The organism is Pelosinus fermentans JBW45, assembly GCF_000271665.2.
In the GTDB taxonomy this organism is placed as follows: domain Bacteria; phylum Bacillota; class Negativicutes; order DSM-13327; family DSM-13327; genus Pelosinus; species Pelosinus baikalensis.
Map to the genome: position 1 here is coordinate 3,195,366 of NZ_CP010978.1, position 15,418 is coordinate 3,210,783.

Below are 15,418 nucleotides of genomic sequence, written 5' to 3' on the forward strand. Positions count from 1 at the left end.
TAATTTGTTCATGTGGCATTGTCAAAACAAGTCCACATGAACATTACGCACTAATTTCGTTTCTACATTGTCCCATTCCACTGGATCATCGAACTCAAAGGGTATTAAAGAAAGGGAAGTATCACAATCAAACGTAGCTTTAAGAATCTGCAGGGCAGCTAAGCCATTAGCAGCATTACAAGCAGCTTCTACTATCGAACGATCCAATTTACTGGTAAATAAACATTCTGTATTTCTGCCGTCCTTTGACATACCATAAATATATCCTATACCAAAGGATGGTATATGAGCATAAATTAAAGACATTACTCTCATGGAAATGGCTGCACATAATTCAAAATACTGTTTATTAATTGTACGTATTTCCTTTTCCTGAAAACTAGGTCTTCCTGATGACTGCAAAGAGCAAATTTGCGTAGGAATAATAGATTTTGGCGGCAGCCAGATCTTTACCGAAGGAATATTCATATATATAGCAATATCTGCACTTACATGAAAAGGAAAGGGAGCTGCTGTCAACACCTGATCAATTTTTGCAAAAATAGCAGCAATATCTCCTGCTAATAAACGTTCAATTGCTTTAATTCGCTCATCTTCCTCATGTTCATGTTTCTCTTTTTCTTCTTTAATTAATCGTTCTTCATTTTCAATCCAATCATCAATTTCTTTTTGCTTTTCTAATACAATACGCTCAATCTCCTGATGACGCTTTTGCAGCAACATAACTACTAATACCAGCAACGTAACTACACCAATTCCAGATATCCATAATGCAATCACATTACTACTGGCAAGCAAAACAAATAAAAAAATTAATAATAAACCTGTATGCATGATAATAGGCATAACAAATTTACGTTCTTCTTCAACTCTTACTTTCTCCAGTACACCAGAACAATCAGGCACCGTTCGTTCTTTCCATGGATTTCTAACCCTCAATGAGGTATAATCAACTTCTTCATAATCTAACTTACTAATTCCAATCAATGCATTTTCTACCGATTGAGAATACTCATATTCTTGACGCCAACGCTCCATCTGATCTACATGACGAAAATATAATTCATCAACATAGACTTTACCCTTATCTTGTCTTGCACCAGGCTGTATTCGTACGCCCTGGTCATCTTTTTTTCTAGCCATTCTATTTACACCTCTCAGCTAAATCCCATACAGCATTCACATTATAGATATTTTTTCCTATCCTCTATTGTAAACTAAAGATCTACATCTGCCCAGTTATTTTTATAAAATAATAGACAAGCAGTATATTTTATGGTACATTTTAATAAAATAACCTTTAAGTTAGTCCGAGAGGCTAATAAGGTACACAATGATATGGCTTTAAATAGGCCTGTCCTGTATTGACCTTAAGACTCTTGCTCTGGTAAGAGTCTTTTTTATTGTGTGCTAAGGTACTATTAAGGAGGATTATATGAATACACGTATCATTCAAGTTGAAGAAAAATTGCCCCTGCTCCAATTATTTCCCCTCAGCCTACAACATTTATTTGCTATGTTTGGTGCTACTGTACTAGTTCCTATTTTATTTAAGGTGAATCCTGCAACCATTCTACTGTTTAATGGTATTGGTACACTCTTATACCTTTTTATCTGCAAAGGTAAAATTCCTGCCTATTTAGGTTCTAGTTTTGCTTTTATTTCACCTGTCTTTATTGTCCTGCCCCAATATGGTTATAATGCAGCTCTCGGTGGCTTTATTGCTGCTGGCGTCGTATTTTCTCTCGTATCATTTCTAATTGGCATCATTGGTACGAAATGGATTGATACGGTCTTCCCACCTGCCGCTATGGGCGCTATTGTTGCTGTAATTGGATTAGAGCTAGCACCTGTTGCTGCTGATATGGCAGGTCTTACAGCCAAAACACTCGATCCTCATGTCATTACAGTCTCACTGTTTACGTTAGCGGTTACAATCATAGGTTCCATCATGTTCCGCGGTTTCTTAGCTATCATTCCAATTCTGATCGGTGTACTTGCTGGTTATATAGCAGCCTTCCTGCTTGGATTGGTCGATTTAAGCATTATAGCTGCCGCTCCTTGGTTTGCTGCTCCCACCATATATTCTCCTGAGTTCAACTTTAATGCAATTGCGATTATTTTACCTGCAGCATTAGTCGTAATCGCTGAGCATATTGGGCATCTCGTAGTCACTGGAAATATCGTAGGTCGGGATTTAACACAGAATCCAGGACTGCACCGTTCATTATTCGGTAATGGTTTATCCACTATCGTTTCAGGATTCTTCGGCTCCACTCCCAACACTACTTATGGTGAAAATATTGGTGTAATGGCGATTACTAAAGTGTATAGTGTACAAGTTATTGGTGGTGCTGCCATCCTCGCGATTGTTCTTTCTTTCGTTGGCAAGCTAGCTGCTGCCATTCAAAGTATTCCCGTACCTGTAATGGGTGGAGTCTCCCTATTATTGTTCGGTGTCATTGCGGCTTCCGGAATACGTATACTTGTAGAATCAAAAGTAGATTACAGTCGTTCCCGAAATCTCATTTTAACTTCTATCGTATTAATTCTGGGTATTAGCGGAGCCAGTATTACAATCGGCACCGTCACCATGAAAGGTATGGCCTTAGCCACTATCGTCTCCATCTTTCTTAGTTTAAGCTTTAAAGCACTAGACCTTCTGGGATTAACAAATGATAAAATTTGAAAACTCTCCTTTGAAAGTTAATCGTTCATAAAAAAACTTCCGCAAAAGCGGAAGTTTTTTTATGAACGAAAATTAACAAACTGAAGAGCAATCTTAAAATCACCTTGTTTCAGATAGGCAATTGCATTTTGCAGATCATCTTTATTTTTACCTGATACGCGTACTTGATCATCCATCAGCTGAGCTTGTACTTTTATTTTACTATTTTTAAGGGAAGAAATCACGTCTTTCGCATTCTCTTTGTCAATGCCTTTTTTTATTTTGATAATCTGACGGGCTGTGCCACTAAAAGCGGCTTCCACTTTTCCATAATCTAAGTTTTTTAATGAGATTCCTCTCTTAATAACTTTTGCTTGTAAAATCTCTACTACATTCTTCAGCTTGTAATCATCATCAGCAGTCACTTTGATATCAATACCCTCTAAAGTTACAGAAGCCTTGCTGCCACGAAAATCAAATCGTTGGCTGATTTCTTTCGTTGTCTGATTCACTGCATTATCGACTTCTTGCATATCAACCTCTGAAACCACATCGAAGGAACAATCTTTAGCCATAGTATGACCTCCATTTTTATATTTATATTTATTTTTTAATTGCTATGTGAATCGTTTTACGCATCACAACATAAACGAAGGCAAAAACACCGCCTATCGTGAAGAAAAAAGCTGCCGGCTTAACCATAAGAATTTCGGAACTACCAACTAAACTAAATAATAAAGCCGCCATATAGGCCAAAAAAAACTCACCATATCGAGAACTATTGTTCCTAGGCGCAATAAATAACCATACAAGAAAACCATACATGATAATATTACTATTCTTCATTATTTCCAAAAAAATCACCTCATTAGTAAGCACTTAACACTTATAAATTCGAAACGAACGTTTTTTTTCCTGCATATTTTACAATAATATTTATTTTACGCAAAATTTTAAATTTTAAATAGAAATATATCCCACAATAACCAAAATAATACCTTGAATCAAAAAATAATTCGTATATCTTGCAAAAAAGTCTTATAAATTCTTGAAAAAAAGTTTACGGCAGTATCATTATGTCTCTGTTCTTCATATGATGTATCATATACTCCAAGAAAATATCAATAAAGGAGGCTATCAAAGTTATGGATGGCAAATATCCACATTGGTATCATGAAGAAATGGACCCATGCTGTGACTACATGGACAAAAAGATGATGCCCCAAGAATGTTGCACCTCAGCTAAACCATACTCATATCCTGATAATTCGTTTAAAGATCGCCTATTATGTATGTTAGGTGATGATGTAATATTCTCCGTTGACGCGCGCCTTTGTCACCAAGATTCTTTTTGTGGCTCGCTCTGCTATGTAGGCTGCGATTTCATTATTGTAAATGTTTGTATGCGCAAAAGACCACTTTCTATGATGATACCCATCAAAATGATCCGTTTTATTGGTCCTAAATCACATCGTTAATAAAAAAATCTAGCTAATCCCTCACCTTCCATTCGCTTATCGCATACTATGTGGCAAAAGTCGCTGTTTTAAGGAGGTTACCCTGTTGAAAAGAACCCAGAGTCGAAAACCTATGTCAATGGACTTAGAGCATATGCGTATGCTTCATACAGAAGCGATTGAACAACTGGATTTAATGTATACTACATTAGAAGCAGCTGAGCAAGCCACAGATACTACTCGTGATAGTCTTGATGATATTTCTGTAAATCACTGGGATGCCTATATGGATATTATTCAGATAATTTAATATCAATATAGGAAAATATCCATCCTTGTGTAAGGCATATTTCATTTTTAAAGATGCAGCCTGGCGCACATCTAGAAGACGATCCACTTCAAAGACTCTGCCATCTTCCCATTTGATTGACAGCGGTCTAACATTACCATATATATCATGCTTGGCCGTGACTTCTACAAAGACTTTACTATTCATACCTTTCACCTACTATTTAAAATATGAAATTGGATGTATAACGTGATCCTGCTCAGGATTAAATCCAGTAAGATGCCGATCCAGCAGCATTGCACAACGTTGAACACTATAATGACCAAAACGTTTATGTAACGTATCTACCGTACCTGCCAATATTTCCGCATCCAAGTTGCTATTATCAAACAAATCAAGCTGCACATGCCTATCAGCTGTCACTAGATCAGAACCACGCACGCCAAGACTACGAATTGGAGTCTCCCATCGGTAATTTGCTTTAAATAATTCCATCGCCTTATTAGCAATATCATTAGATAAAAATGTCGGCCCCGACAACTTGCCTTGTATCTCAAAGGATATAAGGTCATTACCCCTTACACTGATAGATACCGTTTTACATTTAAAACCATGCTTACGTAGACGTGCTGCCACACTCTCTGCCAGCACATAAATGATTAGTTTGACGTCTTGATTATTGACTAGATCCCTTGGAGTTGTAGTACTGTTACCAACGGATTTAATGATACTGCTCTCACTAGTCTGCCGCACCGTCGCCAAATCAAGTCCATTTGCAAAGTGCCAGAGCGTTTCTCCCCATACTCCTAATAATAGCTTCAGGTCACTTATATCACGTTTAGCAAGATCTCCAATTGTGTATATAGCACGGTTCTGGAGCTTGCGCCTAGTAGAGCGACCAACATACAACAACTCGCCAACAGGTAGTGGCCAAACTTTTTCATGAAAATTATCTGGCGTTATAACCGTAGTAGCATCTGGCTTCTTCATGTCACTACCAAGCTTTGCAAATATCTTATTCCATGATACACCAACTGATCCTGTGAGGCCTAGCTCATCTCGCAAGCGTTGCCTGATTTGATCCGCAATATCTTGGCCAGTGCCAAATATTTGTTCTGTACCAGTGACGTCAATCCAGCCTTCATCAATTCCATAAGGCTCAATTTTATCACTATAATCCGCATATATTTCTCGCGCTAGCCGTGAAAACCGTAAATACTTTTGAAAATCTGCTCGTACCAACACTAAGCCAGGGCACTTTTGTTTTGCCTCCCAAATTGCATCTCCTGTTTTGACTCCTAGAGCCTTTGCAAGATAATTTTTGGCTAGAATGATACCGTGGCGCGCTTCAGCATCACCGCAAACAACAACAGGCTTATCGCGGATCTCTGGATTGTATAAGCACTCCACACTTGCGTAATAGTTATTCAGATCGACATGCAAGATCGTACGACGCATGATAATTTCACCACCCGCAAACAGAACATATGTTTGGTTAAATTATAGAGTTTTCACAGGAAGAAAACAAGTTGTAAATGTTCCCAAATAAAAAAGCCGCCTCACTCGAAGACGGCTAAACTTTAATCGACACTTGCAACGAACATATAGGTTTGACTTTCCGTTAAATTGTTAAAGACCTGAGACGCTTGACCGGACAAAACAATTGTTTCTTTTAAACCATCATAGCTATACATTACAAGCTTATGCGCCCATGTTGGAATATTATTCACCGTAAAAGTAGTTCCATAATGATCCGACCAGTACTTTCTGTTTTGCCATACCCACATCTTCTTTCCATTGCCTGTAAGTTCATACTCCCCTTTTGTCTTTGGAGAACGATAATACATCCTCATACCATCCGTCAATTCCAGAGCAAGTTGACCACGATCTAGTCTCTATCTTTTTTGCACCGCTGGCGATTAGACTCGCCCACGGCTTAAAATGGTTATTGCTTTCATTTTATCCCGCCCCTCATTCATTCTACCTAGCATAATTAGAAGGCTTAATCCACATAATATCTTTTAGCACTTTCTTTAAGGAGTAAATTATATGAGCTTTTTTTACGCCCGTTTTTTTATTATTTGGGCTTGTTGGCTACTTTTTGCAGATAAATCACGTTGGAAAGAAATAGTCCCAGTTTGTGTTTTGGCATCGTCTTTAGGTTTGATTGCAGACCAAATTGTCGATTCGTATATACCTTATTGGGAGTATTACGGAAGTGAGCCTGAGATTGTAATAAATCTCATAGATGAATTTGAGGTTAATCCCATTGCTACCTATCTTTTTATCCAGTGGTTGCCTCAAAAACAGACGTTCTTTCGTATGTTCTCTTATTGGTTCGCTTGGACTGCCTTGGCAATTACTATAGAACATATTCACGTAATCACTGGGCACATGGCTCATTACCATGGGTGGACGCTTTGGCACTCATATATATCTGATTGGATATTATTTTGCATATTTCACCAGTACCATAAGATCCTTCAATTAGATAAGTTATCAAAATAATCTATCCCGCCCTCCCCAATATTACACACTAGTTTATAATTTATCACTAATCCCTAACGATCCACATATTATGTAATATAACAATAATAAGGAGGTGTTATTGTGCCTAGATCTTATTGTGAAGAATATGAATGCGGATGTATATTTAGTAAAAAAGCAATACATTTAAGGGACTGTTTCCGTGTACTTTGGGAATAGCATGTCTACTGGACTAGAATGGTTATTATAAGCATTGCCGCCGCTTCACCCGATTTGGAAGCTACTACCAACCGACTACTCCGCAATGCACCTGATTTTGCAAGGTTATTTAATCATTTTTATGGTTCCAGAGTTGCTTCCAAATTTGAACAATTACTAACAGATCATTTAGTTATTGCCGCAGATCTTGTAAATGCCGCAAAGAGTGGAAATAGTCAAGCAGCAGCCGTGGCAGAAAAAAGATGGTATACAAACGCAGATGAAATTGTTCATTTTCTTAATTGCATAAATCCTTATTGGACTAGCAAACACATGAGAGAAATGTGGTATGAGCATTTGGCATTAACGAAAGCTGAAGCTGTCGCCAGACTTAATAAGGATTTCGAAGAAGATATCGCAATTTTTGATAAAATTGAAAAGCAGGCTTTAATGATGGCGGATAGTTTCTCAAATGGAATCATTAGACAATTCTGTCTTTAAGCGTATCCATAATAACCTCTTTCTTACCATCCTCATATATGATATAGGCTAGGATACGGTGTTTCGCCGTATCCATTTCCAACTTGACTTTGCACTAATCTAACGCATGTTATACCACCCGCCCGTACCCAATATCTACTATTGCTTTAAATTGGTAGTATGGGCGATAAATTGATAACCGCTTAATCACCTCTATTTACCATAGATCATATTATGTATAATAGATGTTTCTATAGATAAATTGGGGAGGTGATACTACGAGATGGACTATAATTGGGAAGACCCTGAAATTGAAGAGTGGAGAGAAGCCCTAAACGATAGAAATGAATTCGAACTAGTATATAATACTAGTGATTATCGTCAACCTTGGTCCTGCTGGCCTAGACAAGACTACTGGTATAATGATCATTGTAATGATCATCATCATCATCATCACCATCAATATAATGGTTGTTGGCCCAGATACTTCTGTTGGCCCAGACAGTCCTGCTGGCCTAGAGGGAATTGTTGGCCTTGGAAAGCTTGTTGGCCTAGACAAGGTTGTTGTCCACGTTAGTGTTTATAATTATTTACTATATAGAAAGCCTTCGGGCTTTTTCTTTTATTCCTCACGCCCTCTTTTACACTCTAATAATAAATACCTATCATTTTGGTATATAAATCATTTTTAATATCCTACCATCTCACAAAATCGTTCTCCCTGGGCTGCGCTATTGTGGTTAGAAATGATTCCTGGATTAGGGCAATTTTTAATCGAGATTTCTTACTAGGCATTGTCTTAATATCCTTAGAGCTACTCATTAACTCAGCATCACATATCAATGATGCTGTTGTCAAAGGGTTTAATCCTAATACCGAAAATGTTTCTCAATTTGCTCGAAGTTGGGCACTCTTTTATCCTGGTATATATGCTTTCAGTATGTGGGAGGCATTTAACCGATCAATTGACATCAATGAGAACCTCAAGAAAAATGGGCTAATAAATCGAGAAAATATGCCAAAACCAACAGGAATATTTATCGGATTTACTATTGGCATGCTCCTGGAATTATATGGACTGTTGACGAGGAACCAGTTATAACAGGACTAAAATACGCTCTGCTCTGCTCAATTGTATATAACCCCTACTTATCGGACATACTATGTTAGCTCCTTAAACAAAATCACTCCCATCTAAAGCTCTCCTTTGGAGGGCGTTTTTTTACATGGGTGAATCATATACTGTATTATAATGGTACCTCTTACGTGGCGCTCCTAAATACTTGTCTTACTGATTGCTTCTTTTAGCAGTCAGTATTTTTATGCTCACTCCTTCTTACTCCTAATGTATATAACTCCTACTTATGGGCATACTATTGTTAGCGACCTCCCTAGTCGCAAAATCTCTCCATATTTTTTTCTCTTAGCTCTCTTTTAGAGGGCTTTTTCTTATGTGCTAAACATACTTTACATGTAATAAAAAACTAGGGGAAAACTAGTATTAGGAGGTGATTTTATGGATGAAAAAACGGTAATAGATGGCTCATATACGCGTTATAGAATGCCTACTGAAAAAGGTTTAGCAAAGGATCTAGAAAATGGAGACGTTGAAAAAGAAGTGTCTCATAAAACTAGTCCTAAAAGCACTACGGAATCCTACGTATTCGAACATAATTCTGTAAAGTGATTCTCTAAGAGGTCAGTCCAGTAACTGGCCTTTTTCAATTATTACCTCCTAACTTTAAGTTTTACTTACCACGCCCCCGCTGCATGAGTTTTTCTACATCATCCATATTCAAAACAAGGCACTTGCTGCCTTTAAAATTGATACAAAACTCACACAATCGCCTTGTGTGTTTACTATTAGCTTTAAAAGCGGTACAGCGTTTCTGTTACATAACCGCATCTAGCCATTACCAGACGGCAGGTCTTGCAAGCTGAAAAGGTGCAAAACTGTACACCCTTTGAGCAGCTTCTGCTTATTGGCGCTATATCACTGTAAGCGCATTTTTCTTTACATAGGCACATGGCTTTCGCCCCCTCATAAATATATTAATTTTTATAGAGAAGTAAATTATTAAAATACATATTGGTTACACTACCAGTAGGAGATGATTATTATGAAAAAGGAAGTAAATGAAATGGATTCAAGTATTTCTGAATCTGAAATAGTTACCGAAAACCAAGATTCTACAAACACTGAAATTAATACGGACACACAAGCTAAAAACAAATACGGGAGCTTCGTAATCAGTAATAATCAAATGCCAAGCTAATACGTTTGCCGCTTCTTCAATGAAGCGGCTTTTCAATGTAATAAAAGGCGCTGGTGTTACCCAGCGCTTTTTGCTATTAGATATTGCTTGCCTGTCTGCTTTTAGTTGCTCGTAAGTCGCAAATCTAAACTTATCCAAGGTAATCACCTACTTGTCCATTTTTACGCTGCCGGAGGATCTTCCGGCTCAGTTTCTTCCACTATTGTATAGCCCTTAATTTGAGCAAGAATTCTATGAAATTTCTTAGCTAATTCTTCCGGCATATCCATCTGAAGAGTAACTTTTCCTGCTTGATAATCTTCAAACGTGCCTGACCAGTAGCCTTTAAACTCAACTGCCATCTACATCCCCTCCCATATAAAGTATGAATTAGTGCTTATCCAACATTACTCTAACTTTCTTAAGTGATCACTTTGCTTCTGTTTGATTCATAGAGCATCACTTAGCGCTGTTATGCCTTCCTTTGTGTTATCCTTAACTTTGAATACCTATTAGGAGGGGGCACTGTACATGTCGTCTAAATTAACAAGAAAATTGAAACATACATTCAATATAAGAAACATCTCAATAAAGATGATGATCAAGCTGCTGCATCGGGAAAGTAAAGATTTTTACTCTTGATGAGCGCCTTGATGCCATTCAGACTGATTTATGTACGTAGTAAGTAAGTGACCCAAAACGATAGGAATATTGTTCGTCTTAATAAGATCGCTAAATCCCCCCCTTCCTTATGTGTGTGAAAAATTATGTTCTGCCTTAGAGATTTCTCCCATGGAATTTATTCAACAAATGACCCCATAACAGTGAGCATAACTATGATGACAAAATAAAAAACCTGCCAGAGCAGGCTAAAAAAATTATTGATACTGTCATGGAAATTTTATAACTAAATAGATAAGCAATTGCAGCAAGACACATCACTATTCCACTACTAACATGGATGAGCTGTGTAAGATAAGTTATAGTTTTACTCCAAGTCACGCTATCAATAATATGACTATACAGCAAGAAACTCTGTTCCATTAACATTATTAAAACTAATTTCAGCTAATATCTATATTACACTCGGTTGGCGGCCCTGAACCAGTAGATCCAGAACCACCTACTGTCCTTGTAATTCTAATCGCTCCCAGAAGTACCTGCCTCACCTGTGGATCCAGTAATCGTTGAGCAAGCGCTGCACTTGCTGTACTTGTTGCTCCAGTGCATCCTGAATCACCTGTTGCAGACGTAAATCCAGCGTCCCCTGTAGATCCTGAGCCCTTGTTGCAACTGTAGCTTCAGTAGCTTCAGTTGCTTCAGTACTTTCAGTAGGATAGTGATTTGGTGGAAGTGAAGATAATGGAAATGTAGGAATAATTTTATTTGAGAATTTCCAATTTGAAGTTTCACTAAAAAACATAGCTACCATCACCTTTTGTTACAAAATTTATCGTAATATATAATATGTAAATAGCTGTAATTTGGTGATACATAATATATATATATTACGATTTATCCATTTGATCGAAAAATTCTAACAAACCTTATCTTAGCTGATTCTTGCAATCTAAGAATCTGTTTCAGTAAACTGATAAAATGAACTTGAAGGAGTTTTCTTACTACATATATAAAGTACTATTATACCAATCCACTGTTAGGGGGCTACCAATGAACGCCATATATGCCCGTGTATCAACAGATGCACAAGCGGAAACAGGATATTCAATTAGTGATCAAATTCGTACATGTCGTGAACATGCTGAGAAAAACGGATTAGAAATCGTAGAATACATAGATGATGGCTATTCTGGAGAATACCTTGAGAGACCCGCCTTAGAACGCCTCAGAGATGATTTACGAGCGAAGTTGATACATAATGTTATCGTCTATGATCCTGATCGTCTGAGCCGTAATTTGACGAATCAGTTACTTTTGGCAGATGAAATTGAAAAAGCGAGTGCGCAACTTATTTTTATTACTCATGATTATGATGCCTCGCCAGAGGGAAGGCTGTTCTTTTCCATCCGCGGAGCCATCTCTGCGTTTGAGAAAGCAAAGATCCGTGAACGCACTTTACGCGGTAAGCGTTCAAAGGCTCTTTCTGGTAAACTTACTTTTAATGATGATGCTTACGGCTATACTTATGATAAAGAAAATTCTATGTGTATTATCAATCCTGAAGAGGCAGAAATCGTAAAACTAATCTTCCAGCTCTATACGACAAGAAATTACGGCGTTAACAGCCTATATGTAGAATTAAAATCTATGGGCGTAGTCAATCGTAAAGGCAAGCCTTTTGGTCTTGCTACGATTGACTACATGCTTGCAAATGAAACATACGCAGGTACGAAGTGGAGCTTTAAGCAGTATTTGAAAAATGTCGGTCCGAAAAAACGGGAAAGAAGTATTCGAGATAAATCAGAATGGATACCCATCACCGTACCGGCCATTATTGATCGTGAAACCTGGGAAAGGGCTGTAGAGTGTCGCCGTATTAACAAAGTTGTTGCAAAGCGTAATTCCAAGCATGATTACTTATTATCCAGCATCATACGCTGCGCTGGATGCGGGTATGCAATGCGAGGGGTGAATTACCATCGAGGCAATAAGGATTACCGTTACTATGTTTGTACTGCATATATAAATGGTCATGAATGTGATTATCGAAAAACGATCTCATCAAAAGATCTGGATGATGCAGTATGGGCAGAGTTAACGGAGGTCGCTAAAAGCAAACACGGTTTATCAATCTATCAAAATAACACTACCGATACGACTGCGGTTAAAATTGATCTTGAAAAACAACTGACAAAATTGAAGAAGAGGCAATCCGCAATCGTTAAATGGGTTGCTGATGGAATATTAGAAACAGAAGTGGCAGAAAAAGATTTGCAATCCATTAGCAAAGAAGTCGCAGCAACTAAAAATGCTCTTAGCGCTCTTATTATAATCCCCTCCGTCAAATCAATCCGCTCAAAAGATATTCTTAAGGCTACATCTTTTGAAGAGAAAAGACGTCTGCTTATTGCTTACGGTATTAAGGTTTTTGCAAAACGCAAAAACGGCAGCATCGTATATACCATAAAGGTTTAAGGCGTTTTCCTACATTGGAACTATATCATTCATCTCATTTCTATGCATGATGAGGCAATGAGTGCTTCCATGAAAAAGTATAGTATGAGAGAAGGAGAAATCCACAATACAAAGGAAAGACAACTCAGCTTACAGCGTGGATTTGTTATCTATCTCTTACTTGCCTTATTGCGCCGTCACCACCGAATGGAACATATTTTTAGCTTACGTGGTAATCCTATGAATGACTATTTCCAAGAATCCTCAAACATGGAACGAGAACATATTGCTCACCTTATCACAATGACACAAAATTTAATGTAACGTCCTGCAGTGATATTCCTCTTCAAAAAGCACAAAGACACAAGGAACACAAATTAATTCTATACATTATTTGTGTTCCTTGTTATGCTGTAGATCAGCATATTGTCTTTGTGTTTATTCATTAAGAGGAACTATTGCTCTATTTAGCGAAAATAAAACATTGCAAAATAAAGAATACTAAGCATAATACTACACATTAAGGAGTACTCATGTTAGATCTCATAGTACCGAAGACCCTATCTCCTATGCCAATCAAAGAATACTTGCGCTCTCATATCGGCCTTTCTCTTACAATATGGCGAAAAATAAAAAACACAGGTTCCATCATAGTCAATGGAAAAGAAACGACTATAACACATATGATTTTTCCAGGTGATGCCATTACACTTCATTGGCTACAGCCTTGTGATATCGTACCTACAAATATTCCTTTACATATAGCTTATGAAGATGACACCTTGCTCATTATTGATAAACCAGCTGGAATGTTAGTCCATCCAACAACATCTGAACATACAGCCACATTAGGAAATGCCATTATGCACTATTTTCATACCCAGGGACGCTCTCATGCCTTTCACCCCGTCCATCGCTTAGATCGCAATACCTCCGGTTTAGTGCTAATTGCAAAATACCCTCATATTCAACATCTCTTATCCTTTAATGGTGCTAAAAATATTAACAGACAGTATATCGCACTTACAACAGGCATCATAAAACCAGCAGAAGGCACTATAGACGCGCCCATTGCCAGGCATCCTGATAGTATTATCCAACGTATCATTGACCCTAAGGGACAGCATGCCACGACTTGTTATCAAGTACTCAGGCCATTGATAAATGCTAGTATTGTCCAATTAACGCTCTTGACTGGACGCACCCACCAAATTCGAGTCCACCTCTCCCATCTTGGTCATCCAATTATAGGAGATGATTTATACGGAGGTTCAAGAGAATTAATCTCTCGCCAAGCTTTACATGCTGCAAGACTTTATTTTGCGCATCCTCTTTCAGGTAAAATCATTGATGTAACCAGTCAGCTTCCAAATGACATATCAAACGTCATTGACAAGCTTTCCTATGGTGAAAATTAGCCTACTTTTCGAAAAATCCAAAATAAAAGTAAAGATACGATATAAATAACCGCTAAAAACATTCATCTTTTAACATACTTTTTGTACACAAGCCTGCTAAAATCTGGTATAATTAATATAGTAAAAAACTTTTAGGAGGAATTACTTTGCCATTAGTTACAACCAAAGAAATGTTCAAAAAAGCTTATGACGGTCAATATGCGGTTGGCGCTTTCAATGTCAACAATATGGAAATTATTCAAGGTATTGTTGACGCTGCTAAAGAGGAGCAAGCTCCACTTATTCTACAAGTGTCTGCAGGAGCCCGTAAATATGCAAAACATATTTATCTTACAAAATTAGTAGAAGCGGCACTAGAGGATTCAGGTCTACCTATTGCATTGCATCTGGATCATGGGGATGATTTCGAAATTTGTAAATCTTGTATTGATGGCGGCTTTAGTTCAGTTATGATTGACGGCTCAAAGTATTCTTTTGAAGAAAATATTGCTTTAACTAAAAAAGTAGTAGAATATGCTCACGCTCATGGTGTAGTCGTAGAAGCTGAATTAGGTAAGCTTGCCGGTGTTGAAGATGCTGTTAAAGTATCTGCCAAAGATGCGACTTATACTGATCCTGATGAAGCGGTAGAATTCGTTGAACGTACAGGCTGTGACTCACTTGCCATTGCGATTGGCACGAGCCATGGGGCTTATAAATTTAAAGGTGAACCAAGTCTTGATTATGCTCGTTTGGAAAAAATTTCCAAACTATTACCTAATTATCCATTAGTACTTCACGGTGCATCTACTGTACTTCCTGAATTTGTTGCAAAATGCAATCAATTCGGTGGACACATCCCAGGCGCCCAAGGCGTACCTGAAGATATGTTATTACGCGCAGGAAAATTCGGGGTCTGCAAGATTAACATTGATACCGATCTACGATTGGCTATGACAGCTTCTATTCGTGAACATTTTGTCAATAATCCTAGTGATTTTGACCCTCGCCAATACTTAAAACCAGCTCGAGAAGCGATTAAGAACATGGTTAAACATAAAATTAAAAATGTACTAAACTGCAGTAACCGTCTGTAGTTAAAAAAGCTGAGA

21 protein-coding genes are annotated in these 15,418 nt (G+C 37.7%); 13 read left to right on the plus strand and 8 right to left on the minus strand.

All coding sequences use genetic code 11. The features are described 5' to 3' along the window. Positions 1–21: 21 nt before the first annotated feature. Positions 22–1,143, minus strand: a complete 1,122-nt coding sequence (locus tag JBW_RS14145) for a hypothetical protein (protein ID WP_007957502.1) — start codon at positions 1,141–1,143, stop codon at positions 22–24. Between the two features lie 292 nt (positions 1,144–1,435). On the opposite strand from JBW_RS14145, the gene uraA reads away from it, so the two are divergent. After that, positions 1,436–2,689 (plus strand): uracil permease, encoded by a 1,254-nt coding sequence (gene uraA, locus JBW_RS14150; protein WP_007957500.1) that lies wholly within the window; start codon positions 1,436–1,438, stop codon positions 2,687–2,689. A gap of 59 nt (positions 2,690–2,748) precedes the next feature. On the opposite strand, the gene JBW_RS14155 is transcribed toward uraA, so the two are convergent. Both JBW_RS14155 and JBW_RS14160 read right to left on the minus strand, forming a co-directional pair. After that, positions 2,749–3,243: a YajQ family cyclic di-GMP-binding protein gene (locus JBW_RS14155; protein WP_007957499.1), complete on the minus strand. Its 495-nt coding sequence runs from the start codon at positions 3,241–3,243 to the stop codon at positions 2,749–2,751. 28 nt (positions 3,244–3,271) lie between these two features. Then, positions 3,272–3,514: a hypothetical protein gene (locus tag JBW_RS14160; RefSeq protein ID WP_229534332.1), complete on the minus strand. Its 243-nt coding sequence runs from the start codon at positions 3,512–3,514 to the stop codon at positions 3,272–3,274. Between the two features lie 299 nt (positions 3,515–3,813). Here JBW_RS14160 and JBW_RS14165 point away from each other — a divergent pair, with 299 nt between their 5' ends. Further along, positions 3,814–4,146, plus strand: a complete 333-nt coding sequence (locus JBW_RS14165) for a hypothetical protein (protein ID WP_007957497.1) — start codon at positions 3,814–3,816, stop codon at positions 4,144–4,146. Positions 4,147–4,231: 85 nt separating this feature from the next. After that, entirely contained in the window at positions 4,232–4,435 is a 204-nt protein-coding gene (locus JBW_RS14170; protein WP_007957496.1) for a hypothetical protein, read from the plus strand. Here the strand turns inward: JBW_RS14170 and JBW_RS26120 are convergent. From JBW_RS26120 to JBW_RS14180, 3 genes are all read right to left on the minus strand, one after another. Further along, on the minus strand, positions 4,334–4,621 hold the full coding sequence (locus JBW_RS26120; protein ID WP_007957495.1) for a hypothetical protein: 288 nt from the start codon (positions 4,619–4,621) through the stop codon (positions 4,334–4,336). The genes JBW_RS14170 and JBW_RS26120 overlap by 102 nt on opposite strands. A gap of 12 nt (positions 4,622–4,633) precedes the next feature. Beyond that, complete coding sequence (locus JBW_RS14175; protein WP_007957494.1) at positions 4,634–5,872, minus strand: DNA polymerase Y family protein; 1,239 nt, start codon at positions 5,870–5,872, stop codon at positions 4,634–4,636. A gap of 122 nt (positions 5,873–5,994) precedes the next feature. Continuing rightward, entirely contained in the window at positions 5,995–6,261 is a 267-nt protein-coding gene (locus JBW_RS14180) for a hypothetical protein (protein WP_007957493.1), read from the minus strand. A 202-nt stretch (positions 6,262–6,463) separates the two neighbouring features. Here JBW_RS14180 and JBW_RS14185 point away from each other — a divergent pair, with 202 nt between their 5' ends. From JBW_RS14185 to JBW_RS25390, 6 genes are all read left to right on the plus strand, one after another. Beyond that, positions 6,464–6,922: a CBO0543 family protein gene (locus JBW_RS14185; protein WP_007957492.1), complete on the plus strand. Its 459-nt coding sequence runs from the start codon at positions 6,464–6,466 to the stop codon at positions 6,920–6,922. Between the two features lie 216 nt (positions 6,923–7,138). Beyond that, the gene (locus tag JBW_RS14190; RefSeq protein WP_007957491.1) at positions 7,139–7,600 is read left to right on the plus strand and encodes a hypothetical protein; all 462 of its coding nucleotides are present in this window, start codon (positions 7,139–7,141) and stop codon (positions 7,598–7,600) included. 413 nt (positions 7,601–8,013) lie between these two features. Then, positions 8,014–8,271: a hypothetical protein gene (locus tag JBW_RS25000; protein WP_158453460.1), complete on the plus strand. Its 258-nt coding sequence runs from the start codon at positions 8,014–8,016 to the stop codon at positions 8,269–8,271. A 44-nt stretch (positions 8,272–8,315) separates the two neighbouring features. Beyond that, a complete protein-coding gene (locus JBW_RS23815) occupies positions 8,316–8,681 on the plus strand; it encodes a hypothetical protein (RefSeq protein ID WP_052697336.1) in 366 nt (121 codons plus the stop codon). Positions 8,682–9,095: 414 nt separating this feature from the next. Further along, on the plus strand, positions 9,096–9,266 hold the full coding sequence (locus JBW_RS25385) for a hypothetical protein (RefSeq protein WP_007957490.1): 171 nt from the start codon (positions 9,096–9,098) through the stop codon (positions 9,264–9,266). A gap of 433 nt (positions 9,267–9,699) precedes the next feature. After that, positions 9,700–9,855, plus strand: coding sequence for a hypothetical protein (locus tag JBW_RS25390; RefSeq protein ID WP_007957489.1), 156 nt, complete (start codon positions 9,700–9,702; stop codon positions 9,853–9,855). Positions 9,856–10,016: 161 nt separating this feature from the next. Here the strand turns inward: JBW_RS25390 and JBW_RS14200 are convergent, their stop codons facing one another. Beyond that, positions 10,017–10,196, minus strand: coding sequence for a hypothetical protein (locus tag JBW_RS14200; protein ID WP_007957488.1), 180 nt, complete (start codon positions 10,194–10,196; stop codon positions 10,017–10,019). Between the two features lie 803 nt (positions 10,197–10,999). Then, the gene (locus tag JBW_RS14205; RefSeq protein WP_007957487.1) at positions 11,000–11,257 is read right to left on the minus strand and encodes a hypothetical protein; all 258 of its coding nucleotides are present in this window, start codon (positions 11,255–11,257) and stop codon (positions 11,000–11,002) included. Between the two features lie 248 nt (positions 11,258–11,505). On the opposite strand from JBW_RS14205, the gene JBW_RS14210 reads away from it, so the two are divergent. From JBW_RS14210 to fba, 4 genes are all read left to right on the plus strand, one after another. Then, on the plus strand, positions 11,506–12,930 hold the full coding sequence (locus JBW_RS14210; RefSeq protein ID WP_007957486.1) for a recombinase family protein: 1,425 nt from the start codon (positions 11,506–11,508) through the stop codon (positions 12,928–12,930). A gap of 42 nt (positions 12,931–12,972) precedes the next feature. Beyond that, positions 12,973–13,233 carry a hypothetical protein gene (locus JBW_RS14215; protein ID WP_235333786.1) on the plus strand — a complete coding sequence of 87 codons (261 nt, stop codon included), beginning with the start codon at positions 12,973–12,975 and terminating at the stop codon, positions 13,231–13,233. A 209-nt stretch (positions 13,234–13,442) separates the two neighbouring features. Further along, positions 13,443–14,327 (plus strand): RluA family pseudouridine synthase, encoded by an 885-nt coding sequence (locus JBW_RS14220; protein ID WP_007957484.1) that lies wholly within the window; start codon positions 13,443–13,445, stop codon positions 14,325–14,327. A gap of 146 nt (positions 14,328–14,473) precedes the next feature. Continuing rightward, complete coding sequence (fba, locus tag JBW_RS14225) at positions 14,474–15,403, plus strand: class II fructose-1,6-bisphosphate aldolase (RefSeq protein WP_007957482.1); 930 nt, start codon at positions 14,474–14,476, stop codon at positions 15,401–15,403. Positions 15,404–15,418: the final 15 nt, after the last annotated feature.